The organism is Streptomyces sp. NPDC032822, from assembly GCF_055578825.1.
The window spans coordinates 25910-43376 of sequence record NZ_JBVIOL010000007.1 but is presented as its reverse complement, the minus strand read 5'-3'; the positions used below and the strand labels follow the sequence as shown (position 1 = coordinate 43376).

General features: G+C 69.7%; 16 protein-coding genes. 10 read left to right on the top strand and 6 right to left on the bottom strand.

Annotated features, from left to right (window positions below; translation table 11 throughout):
• The 3 genes from ACZ5VD_RS20705 (at position 1) to ACZ5VD_RS20695 (ending at position 2527) form a co-directional block, all read left to right on the top strand.
• Positions 1–1338 (top strand): MFS transporter, encoded by a 1338-nt coding sequence (locus ACZ5VD_RS20705; protein WP_468682904.1) that lies wholly within the window; start codon positions 1–3, stop codon positions 1336–1338.
• An 11-nt stretch (positions 1339–1349) separates the two neighbouring features.
• Positions 1350–1859, top strand: a complete 510-nt coding sequence (locus tag ACZ5VD_RS20700) for a MarR family winged helix-turn-helix transcriptional regulator (RefSeq protein ID WP_468682903.1) — start codon at positions 1350–1352, stop codon at positions 1857–1859.
• A gap of 218 nt (positions 1860–2077) precedes the next feature.
• Positions 2078–2527, top strand: a complete 450-nt coding sequence (locus ACZ5VD_RS20695; protein ID WP_468682902.1) for a hypothetical protein — start codon at positions 2078–2080, stop codon at positions 2525–2527.
• Between the two features lie 17 nt (positions 2528–2544).
• On the opposite strand, the gene ACZ5VD_RS20690 is transcribed toward ACZ5VD_RS20695, so the two are convergent.
• On the bottom strand, positions 2545–2886 hold the full coding sequence (locus ACZ5VD_RS20690; protein WP_468682901.1) for a DUF3817 domain-containing protein: 342 nt from the start codon (positions 2884–2886) through the stop codon (positions 2545–2547).
• A 64-nt stretch (positions 2887–2950) separates the two neighbouring features.
• Between ACZ5VD_RS20690 and ACZ5VD_RS20685 the strand changes: the two genes are divergently transcribed.
• On the top strand, positions 2951–4651 hold the full coding sequence (locus tag ACZ5VD_RS20685; protein ID WP_468551105.1) for an acyl-CoA mutase large subunit family protein: 1701 nt from the start codon (positions 2951–2953) through the stop codon (positions 4649–4651).
• Positions 4652–4653: 2 nt separating this feature from the next.
• On the opposite strand, the gene ACZ5VD_RS20680 is transcribed toward ACZ5VD_RS20685, so the two are convergent.
• Positions 4654–5313: a TetR/AcrR family transcriptional regulator gene (locus ACZ5VD_RS20680; protein WP_468551106.1), complete on the bottom strand. Its 660-nt coding sequence runs from the start codon at positions 5311–5313 to the stop codon at positions 4654–4656.
• A 246-nt stretch (positions 5314–5559) separates the two neighbouring features.
• On the opposite strand from ACZ5VD_RS20680, the gene ACZ5VD_RS20675 reads away from it, so the two are divergent.
• From ACZ5VD_RS20675 to ACZ5VD_RS20655, 5 genes are all read left to right on the top strand, one after another.
• Positions 5560–6546, top strand: a complete 987-nt coding sequence (locus tag ACZ5VD_RS20675) for a tetratricopeptide repeat protein (protein ID WP_468551107.1) — start codon at positions 5560–5562, stop codon at positions 6544–6546.
• Between the two features lie 650 nt (positions 6547–7196).
• Entirely contained in the window at positions 7197–7841 is a 645-nt protein-coding gene (locus ACZ5VD_RS20670) for a DUF6230 family protein (RefSeq protein ID WP_468551108.1), read from the top strand.
• Between the two features lie 190 nt (positions 7842–8031).
• A complete protein-coding gene (locus ACZ5VD_RS20665; RefSeq protein WP_468551109.1) occupies positions 8032–8631 on the top strand; it encodes a DUF6114 domain-containing protein in 600 nt (199 codons plus the stop codon).
• Complete coding sequence (locus ACZ5VD_RS20660) at positions 8621–9946, top strand: hypothetical protein (protein WP_468551110.1); 1326 nt, start codon at positions 8621–8623, stop codon at positions 9944–9946. The genes ACZ5VD_RS20665 and ACZ5VD_RS20660 overlap by 11 nt, the downstream gene beginning before the upstream one ends.
• Positions 9947–10146: 200 nt before the next feature.
• A complete protein-coding gene (locus tag ACZ5VD_RS20655; protein WP_468682900.1) occupies positions 10147–10497 on the top strand; it encodes a hypothetical protein in 351 nt (116 codons plus the stop codon).
• A gap of 80 nt (positions 10498–10577) precedes the next feature.
• Here ACZ5VD_RS20655 and pyk read toward each other — a convergent pair whose 3' ends face one another.
• The 3 genes from pyk to pta form a co-directional block, all read right to left on the bottom strand.
• On the bottom strand, positions 10578–12005 hold the full coding sequence (gene pyk, locus ACZ5VD_RS20650; RefSeq protein ID WP_468551111.1) for a pyruvate kinase: 1428 nt from the start codon (positions 12003–12005) through the stop codon (positions 10578–10580).
• Between the two features lie 73 nt (positions 12006–12078).
• Positions 12079–13314 carry an acetate kinase gene (locus ACZ5VD_RS20645; RefSeq protein WP_468682899.1) on the bottom strand — a complete coding sequence of 412 codons (1236 nt, stop codon included), beginning with the start codon at positions 13312–13314 and terminating at the stop codon, positions 12079–12081.
• Positions 13311–15413: a phosphate acetyltransferase gene (gene pta / locus ACZ5VD_RS20640; protein ID WP_468551113.1), complete on the bottom strand. Its 2103-nt coding sequence runs from the start codon at positions 15411–15413 to the stop codon at positions 13311–13313. The genes ACZ5VD_RS20645 and pta overlap by 4 nt, the downstream gene beginning before the upstream one ends.
• Before the next feature lie 215 nt (positions 15414–15628).
• On the opposite strand from pta, the gene ACZ5VD_RS20635 reads away from it, so the two are divergent.
• Positions 15629–16654, top strand: a complete 1026-nt coding sequence (locus tag ACZ5VD_RS20635; RefSeq protein WP_468551114.1) for an ATP-dependent 6-phosphofructokinase — start codon at positions 15629–15631, stop codon at positions 16652–16654.
• Positions 16655–16666: 12 nt separating this feature from the next.
• On the opposite strand, the gene ACZ5VD_RS20630 is transcribed toward ACZ5VD_RS20635, so the two are convergent.
• A complete protein-coding gene (locus tag ACZ5VD_RS20630; protein ID WP_468682898.1) occupies positions 16667–17374 on the bottom strand; it encodes a helix-turn-helix domain-containing protein in 708 nt (235 codons plus the stop codon).
• Between the last annotated feature and the right edge of the window lie 93 nt (positions 17375–17467).

Below are 17467 nucleotides of genomic sequence, written 5' to 3'. Positions count from 1 at the left end.
ATGCCGGAAAACACAGAGACCAACCCGCACCCACCCCACTCACCCAGCCCACCACAGCCGCCCCACTCACCCCAGCCACCCCACCCACCGCACTCATCCCCACCGCACTCACCCCCGCCGACCGGCTACGCCCGCCTCTTCACGGTCCGCGAGTTCCGGGCGGTCTTCGTCGCCCACGCGCTCTCCCTGCTCGGCGTGGTCGTCAGCGAGGTCGCGCTGTCCGTGCTCGTCTACGAGCTGACCGGCTCGCCCCTGATGAGCGCGCTGACGTTCGCGCTGGGATTCCTGCCGTACCTGGCCGGCGGGACCCTGCTCGCGGGGGTCGCCGACCGGTTCCCGGCCCGGCGGGTGCTGGTGGTGTGCGACCTGGTGTGCGCGGGGTGCGTGGCGCTGATGGTGACGCCGGGCGCCCCCATCGCCGTACTGCTGCTGCTCCGCTGTTGCCTGGCCGTCGTCTCGCCGGTGTTCCAGGGGACACGGATGGCCACGCTGGCGGACATCCTGGGCGACGGGGACCTGTTCGTGCTCGGGCGCTCGCTGCTGCGGATCGTCTCGCAGAGCGCGTTGCTCGCCGGGTACGGGCTCGGTGGCCTGCTGCTGGTCGTCGTATCGCCGCGGCACGCCCTGCTGATCACCGTGGGCACCTTTCTCGCCTCGGCCGTGCTGCTGCGCTACGGCACCCGGCGGCGGGCCGCCCGAACCGGTGCCGGTAGCGCGCTGGTCAAGGACTCCCTCAAGGGGGCCCGGCAGGTGCTCGCGGACCGGCGGACGCGGGTGCTGCTCCTGCTGTTCTGGCTGCCGCCGATGTTCTCCGTCGCGCCCGAGGCGCTGGCCGCGCCGTACGCCGACGCGCTGGGCGTCGGCTCCGTGGGCCTGGGCCTGCTGATGTGCGCGTTGCCGGTCGGCACGATCGCCGGGGAGCTGTACGCGGGCTCCCGGCTGCGCCCCGCCACCCGCGAACGGATCGCGCTCCCGCTGGTCTGCTGCACGCTGCTGCCCTACGTCGGCTACGCGCTCCGGCCCGGTCTCGCCGTCTCGCTGCTGCTCCTGGTGGTCTCGGGTGCGGGGGCGGCGTACACGCTGGGGCTGGACCAGTGGTTCGTGCGGGCGGTGCCGGAGCAACTGCGCGGGCGGGCCATGACCCTGCTGACCGCCGGGCTGATGACGATCCAGGGGGTGGGGATGGCGTTGGCGGGCGTGGCCGCGGAGTTCGTCGGGGTGGGCGTGACGGTCACGGGAGCGGGCCTGTTGGGGACGGTGTGCTGTGTGCTGCTGGCCGTGGAGGCCCGGCGGACCGAAAGGCGAGACGGGGCTGACCACGATGTGACCGGCCGGTAAGGTCTTGTGCCGTGCCGAAGCCCCTCAGTCTCCCGTTCGACCCCATCGCCCGCGCCGACGAACTCTGGAAGCAGCGCTGGGGAAACGTCCCGTCGATGGCCGCGATCACCTCCATCATGCGCGCCCACCAGATCCTGCTGGCCGAGGTCGACGCGGTGGTCAAGCCGTACGGACTGACGTTCGCGCGGTACGAGGCGCTCGTCCTGCTCACCTTCTCCAAGGCCGGTGAGCTGACCATGTCCAAGATCGGCGAGCGGCTCATGGTCCACCCCACGTCGGTCACGAACACCGTCGACCGGCTGGTGAAGTCGGGCCTGGTCGACAAGAAGCCCAACCCCAACGACGGCCGCGGCACCCTCGCCGTCATCACCGACAAGGGCCGCGAGGTCGTCGAGGCGGCCACCCGCGACCTGATGGCGATGGACTTCGGACTCGGCGTGTACGACGCCGAGGAATGCGGCGAACTCTTCGCGATGCTGAGACCACTACGGGTGTCGGCACACGACTTCGCCGAGGACTGACAAGGCCTGACGAGGACCGAAGAGGCCTGGCGACGTCAGTCACCTGAGGGCGGATCCCACCTGAAGGTGATTTCGTCCCCGCGCGCTCCGCAGGAACGATCAACCTCACCGTTTCCCCTGCCATCCTGTTGATCTTCCGCAATCCGGATGATCGGAGTCCGGATGCGTCGAGACCAGGGGACACCGTCTTGTTAGTTGTTCGAAATATCGCTCGCCGGATGCCGGCGGCGGGAAGCGCGGCCGTCATGGCCGTCGTCGTGACCGTGGCGGGTGGTGGCGCCGCCCACGCCAGTGCGACGGGAACCACCGCGATCGGAACCTTCAGCTACGACCTGCGCGGGGCCGGTGTGAAGGTTCCGGTGGGCTGCTTCCTCACCCACTCCATCAAAGGGGCGGGCAGGCGCATCGACAGCCAGTTGGCGGGCGTCGACTGCATGGGACTCGCGGTCACGTTCACCAAGTTCTGCAACTGGAGGATCGACTTCACCTACGCCGACACCGGAAACAGGACGTACAAGACCTCACGTGGGAAGACCCATCTGGAGTGCAAGGGGGACCCGCTGCGCCGCAACGCGGCGCAGACGCTGCCGAGGTACGGCAAGGCGTGCGCGAGGTTCTATGTGAACGGCAAGCTGCGTGGTACGCAGTGTCACTTCGTCACGAAGTGAACCGGGCCGGGGTGTGATCAGACCGCGGCGGCCTTGGCCGGGGCGTCGTCCGTGATGAGCGGCTGGACCTCGCGTGTCACCTTGCGCTCCACGAAGAAGGCGGCCGTCGGGACCGTTCCGGCGAGGAGGACCCAGGCGAGGCGGCCCAGCGGCATCTTCGCCTTGGTTCCGAGGTCGAAGGCGAAGATCAGGTAGAGCACATACAGCCAGCCGTGGGCGATACCGACGACCGAGACGAACCCGTCGAACCCGTCCAGCCCCAGTACGCGCTTCCCGATCACGCCGATCGTCAGCAGGACGAGGAGGACGGCGGTGACGTAGGCCATCACCCGGTAGCGGGTCAGGACGCTCTTCTTCATGCCGTCGAGACTAGCGGGTGGTTCACCGTCGACATTTACTAGGACGTCCTAGTAAATTTGAAGCATGGACGCTGACGCCATCGAAGAGGGCCGCCGACGCTGGCAGGCCCGGTACGACGCCGCGCGCACGCGTGAGGCGGACTTCACCACGTTGTCCGGGGATGCCGTGGAGCCGGTGTACGGGCCGCGGCCGGGGGACCGCTATGAGGGCTTCGAGCGGATCGGGTGGCCGGGGGAGTACCCCTACACCCGGGGTCTGTACGCGACCGGCTACCGGGGACGTACCTGGACCATCCGGCAGTTCGCCGGGTTCGGGAACGCCGAGCAGACCAACGAGCGGTACAAGACGATCCTCGCCAACGGCGGGGGCGGACTGTCCGTCGCCTTCGACATGCCCACCTTGATGGGGCGGGACTCCGACGACCCGCGCGCGCTCGGCGAGGTCGGGCACTGCGGGGTCGCCATCGACTCGGCCGCCGACATGGAGGTCCTGTTCCAGGGCATCCCGCTCGGTGACGTGACGACCTCCATGACCATCAGCGGGCCGGCCGTGCCCGTGTTCTGCATGTATCTGGTCGCCGCCGAGCGGCAGGGCGTGGACCCCGGGCTGCTCAACGGCACGCTCCAGACCGACATCTTCAAGGAGTACATCGCCCAGAAGGAGTGGCTCTTCCAGCCCGAGCCCCATCTGCGCCTGATCGGCGACCTGATGGAGCACTGCGCGGCCGGGATCCCCGCGTACAAGCCGCTGTCGGTGTCCGGCTACCACATCCGCGAGGCCGGTTCGACGGCCGCGCAGGAGCTGGCGTACACCCTGGCGGACGGCTTCGGATACGTCGAACTGGGGCTGAGCCGCGGGCTCGACGTGGACGTCTTCGCGCCCGGGCTGTCCTTCTTCTTCGACGCGCACCTCGACTTCTTCGAGGAGATCGCCAAGTTCCGTGCCGCGCGCAGGATCTGGGCCCGCTGGATGCGGGACGTGTACAAGGCCAGGACGGACAAGGCGCAGTGGCTGCGGTTCCACACCCAGACCGCCGGTGTCTCGCTGACCGCCCAACAGCCGTACAACAACGTCGTACGGACGGCCGTCGAAGCGCTGGCCGCGGTGCTCGGCGGCACCAACTCGCTGCACACCAACGCCCTGGACGAGACCCTCGCACTCCCCTCCGAGCAGGCCGCGGAGATCGCGCTGCGCACCCAGCAGGTGCTGATGGAGGAGACCGGGGTCGCCAACGTGGCGGATCCGCTGGGCGGTTCGTGGTACGTCGAGCAGCTCACGGACCGGATCGAGGCGGACGCCGAGAAGATCTTCGAGCAGATCAGGGAGCGGGGGCTGCGGGCGCATCCCGACGGGCGGCACCCGATCGGGCCGATCACCTCCGGCATCCTGCGCGGTATCGAGGACGGCTGGTTCACCGGCGAGATCGCCGAGTCCGCCTTCCAGTACCAGCGCTCCCTGGAGAAGGGCGACAAGCGGGTCGTGGGGGTCAACGTGCACCACGGGTCCGTCACCGGGGACCTGGAGATCCTGCGGGTCAGCCACGAGGTGGAGCGGGACCAGGTGCGGGCGTTGGGATCGCGCCGGGAGGCACGGGACGACACGGCCGTACGGTCCGCGCTGGACGCGATGCTCGCCGCCGCACGGGACGGCTCCAACATGATCGGGCCGATGCTGGACGCGGTCCGCGCCGAGGCGACCCTCGGGGAGATCTGTGACGTGCTGCGGGACGAGTGGGGGGTGTACACCGAGCCCGCCGGATTCTGACGCTAGCCGGTGCCCGTGCCGGCACCGGTGTTCACGTCCGTGTCCCTGCCGGTGCCGGCCAGGCCCAGGAGCAGCACGCGTGTGAAGCTGCGTACCCACTCCTGGTCCGCCGGTTCCGCGCTCACCAGGGTGCGGTGCACCACCGCGCCCGCCACGATGTCGAAGATCAGGTCGACGGTGCGGGCGGCTTCCTCGGGGTTCGGCTCCGGTGGCAGCTCGCCGCGGGTCTCCGCCCGGGTCCGGCCCTCCAGGACCAGCCGCTTCTGGCGCTCCACGATCGAGGCCCGGATGCGTTCGCGCAGCGCGTCGTCCCGGATCGACTCCGCGACCACCGCCATCAGCCCGCTCTTGGCCTCCGGGCGGGCCAGGATCGCCGCGAACTGGAGGACCACGCCCTCGATGTCGGCGGCCAGGGTGCCGCTGTCGGGGAGTTCCAGCTCGTCGAAGAGTTCGGCCACCGCGTCGACGACGAGTTCGTTCTTGCCGGCCCAGCGGCGGTAGAGGGTCGTCTTCGCCACCCCGGCCCGCGTCGCCACGTCCCCCAGGGTGAGTTTCGACCAGCCGAGCTCGACCAGGGCCGCCCGCGTCGCGGCCAGGATCGCGGTGTCCGCGGCGGCGCTGCGCGGACGCCCGGTACGGCTGGCGGGGGTGCGGCTCTGCATTCCCTGACCATAACCGGCGGGTCCTGTGGGGCAGAGGGGTCGCAGTGAGGGAGATCACCGGATCCCGCTGTTCGGCGGGCACTCGGTGCCATTACGCTACGGGTCGTAGCGAAAGCTCGTGACGGACGTACACGAGCGGCGATACGCGAGGCGTGGGGTGGGGACCCCGGCGCCGGGGAACAACAGAGTACGACCGGCTTCCACAGGGCTTTTCACTCACGCGCGGGAACGGGGGAGGATAGACGCATGCAGCCACGGAACATGTCCATGAGCGGAGTCGTCGACCTCGCCGCGGTGAAGGCGGCCCAGGAGGCCAAGTCGAAGGCGGAGCAGGCGCGAGCCGAAGCCGCCCGGCAGGGTGGCGGGGCCGTCGCCGGCGCCGTCTCGCCGGCCGATCTCGTCATCGACGTCGATGAAGCAGGATTCGAGCAGGACGTCCTGCAGCGGTCCGCCGAAGTGCCCGTCGTCATCGACTTCTGGGCCGAGTGGTGCGAGCCCTGCAAGCAGTTGAGCCCCGTCCTGGAGCGGCTGGCCGTCGAGTACAACGGACGCTTCGTTCTCGCCAGGATCGACGTCGACGCCAATCAGATGCTGATGCAGCAGTTCGGGGTCCAGGGGATCCCGGCCGTCTTCGCGGTGGTGGCCGGACAGGCCCTTCCGCTCTTCCAGGGGGCGGCCGGCGAGGCGCAGATCCGCGAGACCCTGGACCAGCTGGTGCAGGTCGCCGAGCAGCGCTTCGGCCTCACCGGCCTGGCCGTCGACCCCGGCGCCGAGGCGGGCGCCGTCCGCGAGGCCGCTCCCGCGACGCCCGAGGGCCCCTACGACGCCCTCCTCGAAGCCGCCGTGCGCGCCCTGGACGCGGGGGACTTCGGCGGTGCCGTACAGGCGTACAAGAACGTACTGAGTGACGACCCGGGCAACAGTGAGGCCAAACTGGGCCTCGCCCAGGCCGAGTTGCTCCAGCGCGTGCAGGGCCTCGACCCGCAGCAGGTGCGTCAGGACGCCGCCGCGGCCCCCGCCGACGTGCGGGCGCAGATCGTGGCCGCCGACCTGGATCTGGTGGGCGGACATGTCGAGGACGCGTTCGGACGGCTCATCGAGACCGTGCAGCGCACCGCCGGCGACGACCGGGATGCCGTACGGCTTCGGCTGCTGGAGCTGTTCGAGGTCGTCGGGGGCGATGACCCGCGGGTGGCGGGGGCGCGCAGGGCGTTGGCGCGCGCCCTGTTCTGACCGGGGCGCGGGGCCGGTTCTGACCAGTCCCTAAACGCGATGGCGTGTGGTGCCTGAGTGAAAAATTGGCCGATGAGGGGCCAGTGCGGCCGCGCTTTACCAAATCTTGGTAATCGCGGCCGCTGTTACTTGTAGTAAGCCCAGGGCGTTGATCTGTCGGAATCTGTCCAGCGATCAACAGGTTTGTCCGCCCCTTCTCTGCCACCCAGCGTTGTCGGCCGAGACCAGCGGGTCGTTGTTCGGTTATCCGCCCGTTACTAGCCAGTAACGAACCCCCTTGTGTCAGCGGCGAGAATGCACCACGATCGGCGACGCTCGGTCCATTCCCGTACCCCGGCAGCCGGTTGGGGCGACGGGATCACATGGGTCCCCACCGAGCAGGGTCGACGGCAGTGGAGTCGGCCCTTGGGCAGGGGGGTCTTCGCCGTCCGGCGGAGCCTGTCCAGCAAGGTTGTGCGTGATGCGTGTCAGGCGCGACCAGTGGTTGTCGCTCGGGGGTGATCGCCGGTGATTCGGGCGCGGTTTCGCGCCTCCGAGTGCGGGCGCTCCCCTACCCGAGGACGTAGCACTTCTCCCATCCCTGCCCGGCTGAGCCGTCGCGTGACTGGGGCAGTCAGGGCCAGGAGATGTACGTCCGAGAAGGAGGAAATATGGAGTCCCAGGTGCGTGGCGGGACCAGATGGAAGCGGTTCGCTGTGGTCATGGTGCCCAGCGTCGCCGCGGCCGCGGCTGTGGGTGTCGGGCTTGCGCAGGGTGCGCTGGCCGCGTCGTTCAGCGTGTCCGGCCAGGAGTTCAAGGTATCGGCCGACCACCTTGAGGGTCAGGGCTTCGCCCAGTACGGCGGTATCGACAGCGGCTACACGTCGACTGACGGCAAGACCAAGACGGTTCGCCCCGTCGCGATCTCGTCCTTCGACACGGCCCAGATCACCAAGATGTGCCAGTCGGTCAAGACGGAGATTCCCCTCATAGGGAAGACGATCTACCTCCGTCTCGACGCCGGACCGGACGCGAACCACAAGGTCGAGGCCAAGAACCTCTACATCGACGTCGCCCAGCTCGACGCCGATGCGACGTTCACCAACATCGACATCGGTGTTGCGCTCAAGGACAAGACCAAGGGACCTGCCGTCAAGGCGGGCGACAACGTCCTGCCCGGCGGCTTCGCCCAGCAGGCCGACTCTGCCGACCTGACGAAGGTCGAGCAGACGGCGTGGGCGACCACGGCCGGCACCTTCAAGCTCAGTGGCCTGAAGATGCGTCTCGGTACCGACTCCAAGATGGAGTGCTTCTGACGGCTTCGGCCGCAGGGGCGTCCTTGGACAGCTGAGCTGCCCATGGGGGCGGGGGAGTTCGTCGCTTCTCCGCCCCGTTCGCCCCGCCCGACGTTCCGCGTCGGGGATGTGCACACACTCAGACTTCCGGCTTCTCCACGCCTTCGGCCGAGCCGGTACGTACATCACCGGACCCAGGGAGCTGTTTTCCATGAGTGCCGAGACACCGGTCCAGAGCGCCGGGACGTTCGCCCGGTTGCGTCTGCGATTCCGTGACTGGCGGGGCACCCGGCCGTTCTGGGCAGGCCTTTTCACCCTGCTCGGCGGGGTGCCGATCGCCTACTTCCCTTACGCCACACTCAAGCTGGGCACCATGTCGATCGCCATGGCGACCACGGCGGGTGCCGGCTCCCTCATCATCGGTGTACTGCTGGTCACGCTGGGCCTGACCATGTGGTTCCAGCAGGCCACACGGGTCTTCGCCGGTGTCGCCGCGATCGTCCTCGCCCTGGTGTCCCTGGTGGTCTCCAACATCGGCGGCTTCATCATCGGCTTCCTGTTCGGGATGCTCGGCGGTGCGCTCGCCATCTCATGGGTGCCGGGCAAGGCGGACACGGCGGGCGCCGGACACGGCGACGCGGCCAAGGGCCCCTCGACCGAGGGCGCCACGCCGGTCGGCAGCGCCGCGGACGAGTCCGGTGAGCCGGTGGAACCGCGCCACGCGCAGGACCCCGTGACCGGCGAGCCGACGGACCGTACGCCCGAGAGTGCCTGGGCCGACAGCGGGAACGGGGGGTACCGTGCTGTCTGACGACATCGACGGCGACAAGCCCACGGCTTCCGCACGGCTCAGAACGGGACCTCGTCACGCGGCCCCCAAGAAGCCGCTGTTCACCAGGTTCCATGTGCCGGCCGGCAAGGCGATAGCCATGGCGGCGATGCCGACGGCGGTCCTCATGGGCATCGGGTTCACGCCCACGCTCGCCCTCGCCGACGAGCAGCCGTCCAGCAAGAGCCTGACCGCCGACGAGTACAAGGACTGCCTCACCGCCCTCAAGGACGACACGTCCGCGTCGGGCACGCCGTCGCCGTCCGCCTCGTCGAGCGACGACGCGTCGAAGGACGACGACAAGGGTGACTCGGCGGAGCCGACCCCCTCCGCTTCGGCGTCCTCGGACTCCGGCTCGGACTCGGACGACTCCTCTTCGCCGGATTCAGGTTCCGACGACACGGCCGACCCCACCCCGACCGCCTCGGCGTCGCCGGGCAAGGAGAGCGACTCCTCCTCCGGCTCCGACGACACCGCCACGGCGAGCCCCTCGCCGTCCGACAGCGGGGGCGGCCTGCTGGAGGACATCGGCGACGCGATCACCGACATCTTCACCGGTGGCGGCGGCGCCGAGGAGAGCGCGAGCCCGACGCCTTCGGCGACGCCCTCCGCGTCCGCGTCGGAGAGCACCGGCACGGGCACCTCCGACGCCGTCAAGGAGACCACCGAGAAGGTCACCGACACGGTCGACGACACCGTGAAGGACACCACCGACTCGGCGTCCAAGACGGCCGAGGACACCAAGAAGACGGTGGAGGAGGCGGCCGAGGACGCCGCCGACGCCACGGCCACGCCCAGCCCCTCCGCGAGCGCCACCACGGATGCCGACGACTGCCCGGTGGCCACCGAGGCCGAGGGCGACGTCGACAACAAGGTGCGGGTGGCGGACGACCCCTGGTACCTGGAGGCCAGTTCGCTGTGGCTGAAGGGCGCGGACTACCAGGGCATCGTCGAGGTGAAGACCGCCAGCGGCACGACCAAGCAGGTCCTGAAGTACGTCGTCTCCGGCGGTACCGACATCGGCGACCTGCACCAGATGGTCAAGGAGAACGACAAGACCTACCACGTGCAGGCGGCCAAGGGCTCGACCTCCACGATCACCGACGGCGACACGGTGATGTACACCGAGAGCATCTCCGGCAACCTGTTCGGGCTGATCCCGGTCACCTTCACCCCGGAGCACCCGCCCCCGCTGAACATCCCGCTGATCTACTTCACCAACGTGAAGATCACCCAGGCCGCCCAGTTCGGCGGGACCCTGCACGTCCCCGGTATGCAGCAGTACTCCACCGAATAGGCCCCTCGCAGAAGCCCGTCCGGGAGCCGCAACACAGCACTGTGGCCCGGTCCTCCACCCAGGTGGGGACCGGGCCACAGTGCTGTGCGGGGCCTCCGACGGTGACCACGGCAACGACTTGTGCTTCCGGTACGGCCAGTAATTCCGGTACGTCAGGTACTTCCGGAAAGGACGCCGCCGTCGGCGCCGCGACCGCGGCAATGGCGGCCGGCCAGGCCGTGGAGGCCACCGAGGCGGTCACCGACGCCCGTGAGGCGGCCTCCAAGGGCCAGAGGGCGGCCAAGTGCGCCCAAGCTGCCCAGGTCGCCGCAGACGCCGCTCAGCGCGATCACCGGGAAGGCCGAGGCGGTGCCGCGGTCCGGGCCGCCGGTGAGGCCGCCGTCGGGCAGGGCGGCAGCCGGTGTCGCGGGGTGGGGCTCGACGGGATCCTGGAGCTCCGGATGATCCGACGGTCGCTCGCCACCGTGAGGCCACTGGCCGCGCTTCTCGCGGATCATCCCCGCTGGGGTGAGGTCGAGGAGTGGGCGCGGGTGGCCGAAGGGCTGCCATAGTCCCCAGCCTCCGGCGACGCCCGAGGGCGCCCCCTGTCACAGGGGGCGCCCTCGGTGCCGTACGGGATCGCGCGGGACGCCTACTGCTGGGCGCCGCCCATGTGGTGGACGCGGAGCATGTTGGTGGTGCCGGCGACGCCGGGGGGCGAGCCGGCGGTGATGATGACGATCTCGCCCGGGTTGAAGCGGTTGATCTTGGCGATCTCCTGGTCGACCATGTCGACCATCTCGTCCGTGGTGTTCACGAACGGCACGACGTGCGACTCCACGCCCCAGCTGAGCGTCAGCTGGTTGCGGGTGGACTCGTCGGTGGTGAACGCGATGATCGGCTGGACCGCGCGGTAGCGGGAGAGGCGGCGGGCGGTGTCACCGGACTGGGTGAAGGCCACCAGGCCCCGGCCGCCGAGGAAGTCGGCGATCTCGCAGGCGGCACGGGCGACCGAACCGCCCTGCGTACGCGGCTTCTTGCCGGGGACCAGCGGCTGCAGGCCCTTCGACATCAGTTCCTGCTCCGCGGCCGTGACGATCTTCGACATCGTCTTCACGGTCTCGATCGGATACGCGCCCACCGAGGACTCCGCCGACAGCATGACGGCGTCCGCGCCGTCCAGGATCGCGTTGGCCACGTCGGAGGCCTCGGCGCGCGTCGGGCGGGAGTTGGTGATCATCGACTCCATCATCTGGGTCGCCACGATCACCGGCTTGGCGTTGCGCCGGCACAGCTCGATCAGGCGCTTCTGCACCATGGGGACCTTTTCGAGCGGGTACTCGACGGCCAGGTCGCCACGGGCCACCATCACCGCGTCGAACGCGGCGACGACGGCCTCCATGTTCTCCACCGCCTGGGGCTTCTCCACCTTGGCGATGACGGGGACGCGGCGGCCCTCCTCGTCCATGACCTTGTGGACGTCGTCGACGTCCTTGGCGTCCCGGACGAAGGACAGCGCGACCATGTCGCAGCCCATGCGCAGCGCGAAGCGCAGGTCCTCGACGTCCTTCTCGGACAGCGCCGGCACGTTCACGGCCGCGCCCGGCAGGTTGATGCCCTTGTGGTCGGAGACGACGCCGCCCTCGATGACGATCGTCTTGACCCGGGGGCCCTCGACCGCGGTGACCTTGAGCTCGACGTTGCCGTCGTTGATCAGGATCTGGTCGCCCTCGGTCACGTCACCGGGCAGGCCCTTGTAGGTCGTCCCGCAGACGGTCTTGTCGCCCGGGACGTCCTCGACGGTGATGACGAACTCGTCACCGCGCTCCAGCTCCACCGGACCCTCGGCGAAGGTCTCCAGGCGGATCTTGGGGCCCTGCAGGTCGGCGAGGACGCCGATGGCGCGGCCGGTCTCCTTGGAGGCGGCGCGGACACGGTCGTACCGCCCCTGGTGCTCGGCGTGCGTGCCGTGGCTGAAGTTGAAGCGGGCCACGTTCATCCCGGCTTCGATCAGGGACACGAGCTGCTCATGGGAGTCGACCGCGGGGCCGAGAGTACAGACGATTTTCGAACGGCGCATGGGGCGATCCTATCGGTTTGTTTCGCTACGGAATATTCCGTCTGGCGGAAGATACAAATGGGCGGGCGGGCGCTCAGTTGCTCTTATCGACCAGTGCATCCGGTGCGACGAGTGCATAAGTCTGAGTGGCGATTTCCAGTTCTTCGTCCGTCGGAACCACGGCGACCGCCACGCGCGCGTGGGCGGGCGAGACCAGCCGCGGTTCGTCACCGCGCAACGCGTTCAGCTCGCCGTCCACCACCGGGCCCAGCTCCTCCAGGCCCGCGACGGCGGCCTCCCGCACCGGCGCCGCGTTCTCGCCGACCCCGGCCGTGAACGCGATCGCGTCCACCCGGCCGAGCACCGCGAAATAGGCGCCGATGTACTTCTTCAAGCGGTGAATGTAGATGTCGAAGGCCAGCTGTGCCTGTTCGTCACCCGCGTCGACCCTGCGGCGGATCTCCCGCATGTCGTTGTCACCGCACAGACCGATCAATCCGCTCTTCTTGTTGAGAAGAGTGTCGATCTCGTCCGTGGACATTCTGCCAACACGCATCAAATGGAAGATGACGGCCGGGTCCACGTCTCCGGAGCGCGTACCCATCACCAGCCCCTCCAAAGGCGTCAGCCCCATGGAGGTGTCGACGCACCGGCCGCCCCTGACGGCCGAGGCGGACGCCCCGTTGCCGAGGTGCAGCACGATCACGTTCACCTCTTCCGGTGACCTGCCCAGCAGTTTCGCCGTCGCCCGGGACACGTACGCGTGCGAGGTGCCGTGGAAGCCGTAGCGCCGGATCCGGTGCTCGTCGGCGGTCTTCACATCGATCGCGTAGCGGGCGGCCGACTCCGGCATCGTGGTGTGGAAGGCGGTGTCGAACACGGCGACCTGGGGGAGGTCGGGCCGCAGGGCCTGCGCGGTGCGGATGCCGGTCAGGTTGGCCGGGTTGTGCAGCGGGGCCACCGGGATCAGCCGCTCGATCTCGGCGAGCACCCTCGCGTCGACGACCGTCGGCTCGGTGAAGGACTGCCCGCCGTGCACCACCCGGTGCCCGATCGCGGCCAGTTCCGGCGAGTCGAGGCCGAGCCCGTCCCTGGACAGTTCCTCCGCCACGGCCTTCAGGGCGGCCTCGTGGTCGGCGATCGGGCCGGTCCACTCGCGCGCGGCGCCCGTGGCGAGCGGCGTGTGCTTCAGCCGAGAGGTCTCCTCGCCGATGCGCTCGACGAGCCCCACGGCCAGCCGGCTGCTGTCACGCATGTCGAGCAGCTGGTACTTGACCGACGAGGAGCCGGAGTTGATGACGAGGACGCGGGTGCCGCGGGTGGCGCTCACTGGGCGGTGGCCTTCTCGGTCGGGGACTGGACGGCGGACTGTGCCTGGATGGCCGTGATGGCGACGGTGTTGACGATGTCCTGGACGAGGGCACCCCGGGACAGGTCGTTGACCGGCTTGCGCAGACCCTGGAGCACGGGGCCGACGGCGATGGCGCCGGCCGAACGCTGCACGGCCTTGTAGGTGTTGTTGCCGGTGTTGAGGTCCGGGAAGATCAACACGCTGGCCTGGCCCGCGACTTCGGACTCCGGCAGCTTGGTCGCCGCGACGCTCGGCTCGACGGCCGCGTCGTACTGGATGGGTCCCTCGATCCTGAGATCGGGACGCCGTGAACGCACCAGCCCGGTCGCCTCGCGCACCTTGTCGACGTCGGCGCCCGAGCCGGACGTACCGGTCGAGTACGACAGCATCGCGATCCGCGGCGCCACGCCGAACTGCTCGGCGGTGGCGGCCGACTGGATGGCGATGTCGGCCAACTGCTCGGCGTTCGGGTCGGGGTTGACCGCGCAGTCGCCGTAGACGAGGACCTTGTCGGTCAGGCACATGAAGAAGACCGAGGAGACGATGTCGGCGTCCGGCTTCGTCTTGATGATCTCGAAGGCGGGGCGGATCGTCGCGGCCGTGGAGTGCACCGAACCCGAGACCATGCCGTCGGCGAGGCCCTCCTGGACCATCAGCGTGCCGAAGTAGTTCACGTCGGAGACGACGTCGTAGGCCAGCTCCACCGTGACGCCCCGGTGGGCGCGCAGGGCCGCGTACTTCTCGGCGAAGGAGTCGCGCAGGTCGCTGGCGGCCGGGTCGATCAGCTGGGCGTCGGCGAGGTCGATGCCCAGGTCGGCGGCCTTCTTGCGGATCTGGTCGACCGGGCCGAGCAGGGTGAGGTCGCAGACCCCGCGGCGCAGCAGGACCTCGGCGGCGTGCAGGACGCGCGGCTCGGTGCCCTCGGGCAGCACGACGCGTCGGCGGTCCACGCGGGCCTGCTCCAGGAGCTTGTGCTCGAACATCATCGGGGTGAGACGGTCGCTGCTCGGTGCGGAGACCCGCCGGTTCAGTTCGGCGGTGTCGGCGTACCGCTCGAAGAGACCGAGCGCGGTCTCCGCCTTGCGTGGCGTCGCCGCGTTCAACTTCCCCTCCAGGGAGAAGAGTTCGGCGGCGGTGGGGAAGCTGTTGCCGGGCACCGAGAGCACCGGGGTGCCGGGTGCGAGACGGGCGGCGAGGGTGAGGACGGCGTCGCTCGGCACCTCGTTCAGGGTGAGGAGGACGCCCGCTATCGGCGGGGTGCCGGCGCTGTGCGCGGCCAGCGAGCCGACGACCAGGTCGGCGCGGTCGCCGGGGGTGACGACCAGGCAGCCGGGGGTCAGGGCGCTCAGGAAGTTCGGCAGCATGGCGCCGCCGAAGACGAAGTCCAGCGCGTCCCGGGCGAGCCCCGAGTCGTCGCCGAGGACGACCCTGGCGCCGAGGACCTGGGCGACCTGGGCGACGGTCGGCGCGGAGAGGGCGGGCTCGTCGGGCAGGACGTAGCAGGGCACCGGCAGACGGGAGCCGAGCTGCTCGGCGATCTTGTCGCGGTCCTCGCGGGCGACCCGGTTGGTGACCATGGCGAGGACGTCGCAGCCGAGACCGTCGTAGGCCCGGTAGGCGTTGCGGGTCTCGGCGAGCACGGACTCGACGGTCTGTCCCCGACCGCCGACCACCGGGATCACGGAGGCGCCGAACTCGTTCGCCAGGCGGGCGTTGAGGGACAGCTCGTCGGGGAACTGGGTGTCGGCGTAGTCGGTGCCGAGGACGAGGACGACGTCGTAGTCCCGGGCCACCCGGTGGAAGCGGTCGACCAGCGTCGACACCAGCTCGTCGGTGCCGCGCTCGGCCTGGAGGGCGGACGCCTCGTGGTAGTCCATGCCGTACGCGGTCGCCGGGTCCTGCGCGAGCCGGTAACGGGCACGCAGGAGATCGAACAGGCGATCGGGGCCGTCGTGGACGAGGGGGCGGAACACTCCCACCCGGTCGACCTGCCGGGTCAGGAGTTCCATCACTCCCAGCTCGACGACCTGACGGCCGTCGCCGCGGTCGATACCGGTCACGTACACGCTGCGCGTCACGCGTGCTCTCCGTTTCGTCTGTCGGGTAGGTCTTCGTCTGTCGGGTGCGTCTGGAGGTCATAAAAATCGCCCACCGAGGTGAGCGGAACCCTCTTGACAATACCTCTGGCGATATATAAGGCGCCCGTCAGTAGTGGAGGCGGCACCCTCCTGTGGGGCATGAAACAATCGGACCTGGCTCACCGGTCTCAACAGCGAGCAGGAGACACAGCACGATGCGTATCGGAGTGCTCACCGCAGGCGGCGACTGCCCCGGCCTGAACGCCGTGATCCGGTCGGTCGTGCACCGAGCGGTCGACAACTACGGCGACGAGGTCATCGGCTTCGAGGACGGATACGCCGGCCTGCTCGACGGCCGCTACCGCTCCCTCGACCTCGAATCCGTCAGCGGCATCCTCGCCCGCGGCGGCACCATCCTCGGCTCCTCCCGGCTGGAGCGCGACCGGCTGCGCGAGGCGTGCGAGAGTGCCGCCGAGGAAGCCCGTGACTTCGGCATCGACGCCCTGATCCCGATCGGCGGCGAGGGCACGCTCACCGCGGCGCGCATGCTGTCCGACGCGGGCCTGCCGGTGGTCGGCGTCCCGAAGACCATCGACAACGACATCTCCTCCACCGACCGCACCTTCGGCTTCGACACCGCGGTCGGCGTCGCCACCGAGGCCATGGACCGCCTCAAGACCACCGCCGAGTCCCACCAGCGGGTGATGGTCGTCGAGGTCATGGGCCGGCACGCGGGCTGGATCGCCCTGGAGTCCGGCATGGCCGCCGGCGCCCACGGCATCTGCCTGCCCGAGCGCCCCTTCGACCCGGGCGACCTGGTCAAGATGGTCGAGGAGCGCTTCTCCCGCGGCAAGAAGTTCGCCGTGATCTGCGTCGCCGAGGGCGCCCACCCCGCCGAGGGCACCATGGACTACGGCAAGGGCGCGATCGACCAGTTCGGCCACGAGCGCTTCCAGGGCATCGGCACGGCCCTGGCGTACGAGCTGGAGCGCCGCCTCGGCAAGGAGTCCAAGCCGGTCATCCTCGGCCACATCCAGCGCGGCGGCACCCCCACCGCGTACGACAGGGTGCTCGCCACCCGCTTCGGCTGGCACGCGGTCGAGGCCGCCCACCAGGGCGCGTTCGGGCGGATGACCGCGCTGCGCGGCACCGACGTCGTGATGGTGCCGCTCGCGGAGGCCGTGACCGAGCTGAAGACGGTGCCGAAGGACCGGATGGACGAGGCGGAGTCGGTCTTCTAGGCCCCGCCCCCGCTAACTCGTGTTGTTCCGGATCGTGGACCAGAACCGGTCCACGATCCGGTCGAGGAACTCCACCCCCGCCTCGTCGGAGAGATCGTCGCCGCCGCCCCAACTGAGCGTGGCGACCATCTGCCCCTGGTACTCGCGGTGCAGCTCCTGAAGGGTGTCCTCCACCAGCCGCCGGTCCAGCGGCACGATCTTCGCGACCGGACGGACGTACCCCTGCCAGCGGCTGGTGACCGCGCTGCGCAGATGCTCGGAGAGCCGCGCCTCGCGGCCCGTGACGGTGACGAAGTCCGGCAGTGACAGGCCGAGCAGTTCGGCGAGCGCGGCGGACTGCCGGTCGGTGCCGCGCCACTCCGCGTGCTCCTCCATGTGGAGATAGACGAGGAGTTCGAGCCCGACGACCCGCGCGACGTCCTCGGGCGCCAGACCGCGGGCGATGCGGTGCTCGCGCAAGGTCCGCGGGCGGTCGATGAGTTCACCGGGGGAACACCACAACACGGCGGCGAGCGCGGTGAGTTCGGGACTGGTCGGGGTGGCGGCCCCGCGTTCCCAGGCGATCACGAGATCCGGGGTGACGTAGCGCAGTCCGTACGAGACGCGCATCCCGTAGGCGACGTGCTCGGGGCCCATGTTGAGGGCGGAGCGGATTCGGCGGGCGGCGGGGGCGTTGAACGGGGGTCCGGGCTGGTTCGGCAGAGCTGGGGGTCGGCGCACGGGGCACAACGTAGGGCCGCCGGTCCACGCTGACTACGGCCTGTTCGGCCAGGAACACGGATTGTAGGAACGTACGGTTCCGGCCGTGTGTTC

Bases quoted from the DNA above. Each gene is read 5' to 3' on its own strand.
- ACZ5VD_RS20685 (WP_468551105.1), top strand. From the start codon at position 2,951: ATGGACGCTGACGCCATCGAAGAGGGCCGCCGACGCTGGCAGGCCCGG.
- ACZ5VD_RS20690 (WP_468682901.1), bottom strand. From the start codon at position 2,886: ATGAAGAAGAGCGTCCTGACCCGCTACCGGGTGATGGCCTACGTCACC.
- ACZ5VD_RS20655 (WP_468682900.1), top strand. From the start codon at position 10,147: ATGGCGGCCGGCCAGGCCGTGGAGGCCACCGAGGCGGTCACCGACGCC.
- ACZ5VD_RS20695 (WP_468682902.1), top strand. From the start codon at position 2,078: ATGCCGGCGGCGGGAAGCGCGGCCGTCATGGCCGTCGTCGTGACCGTG.
- ACZ5VD_RS20675 (WP_468551107.1), top strand. From the start codon at position 5,560: ATGCAGCCACGGAACATGTCCATGAGCGGAGTCGTCGACCTCGCCGCG.
- ACZ5VD_RS20635 (WP_468551114.1), top strand. From the start codon at position 15,629: ATGCGTATCGGAGTGCTCACCGCAGGCGGCGACTGCCCCGGCCTGAAC.
- ACZ5VD_RS20705 (WP_468682904.1), top strand. From the start codon at position 1: ATGCCGGAAAACACAGAGACCAACCCGCACCCACCCCACTCACCCAGC.
- pyk (WP_468551111.1), bottom strand. From the start codon at position 12,005: ATGCGCCGTTCGAAAATCGTCTGTACTCTCGGCCCCGCGGTCGACTCC.
- ACZ5VD_RS20665 (WP_468551109.1), top strand. From the start codon at position 8,032: ATGAGTGCCGAGACACCGGTCCAGAGCGCCGGGACGTTCGCCCGGTTG.
- ACZ5VD_RS20680 (WP_468551106.1), bottom strand. From the start codon at position 5,313: ATGCAGAGCCGCACCCCCGCCAGCCGTACCGGGCGTCCGCGCAGCGCC.
- ACZ5VD_RS20670 (WP_468551108.1), top strand. From the start codon at position 7,197: ATGGAGTCCCAGGTGCGTGGCGGGACCAGATGGAAGCGGTTCGCTGTG.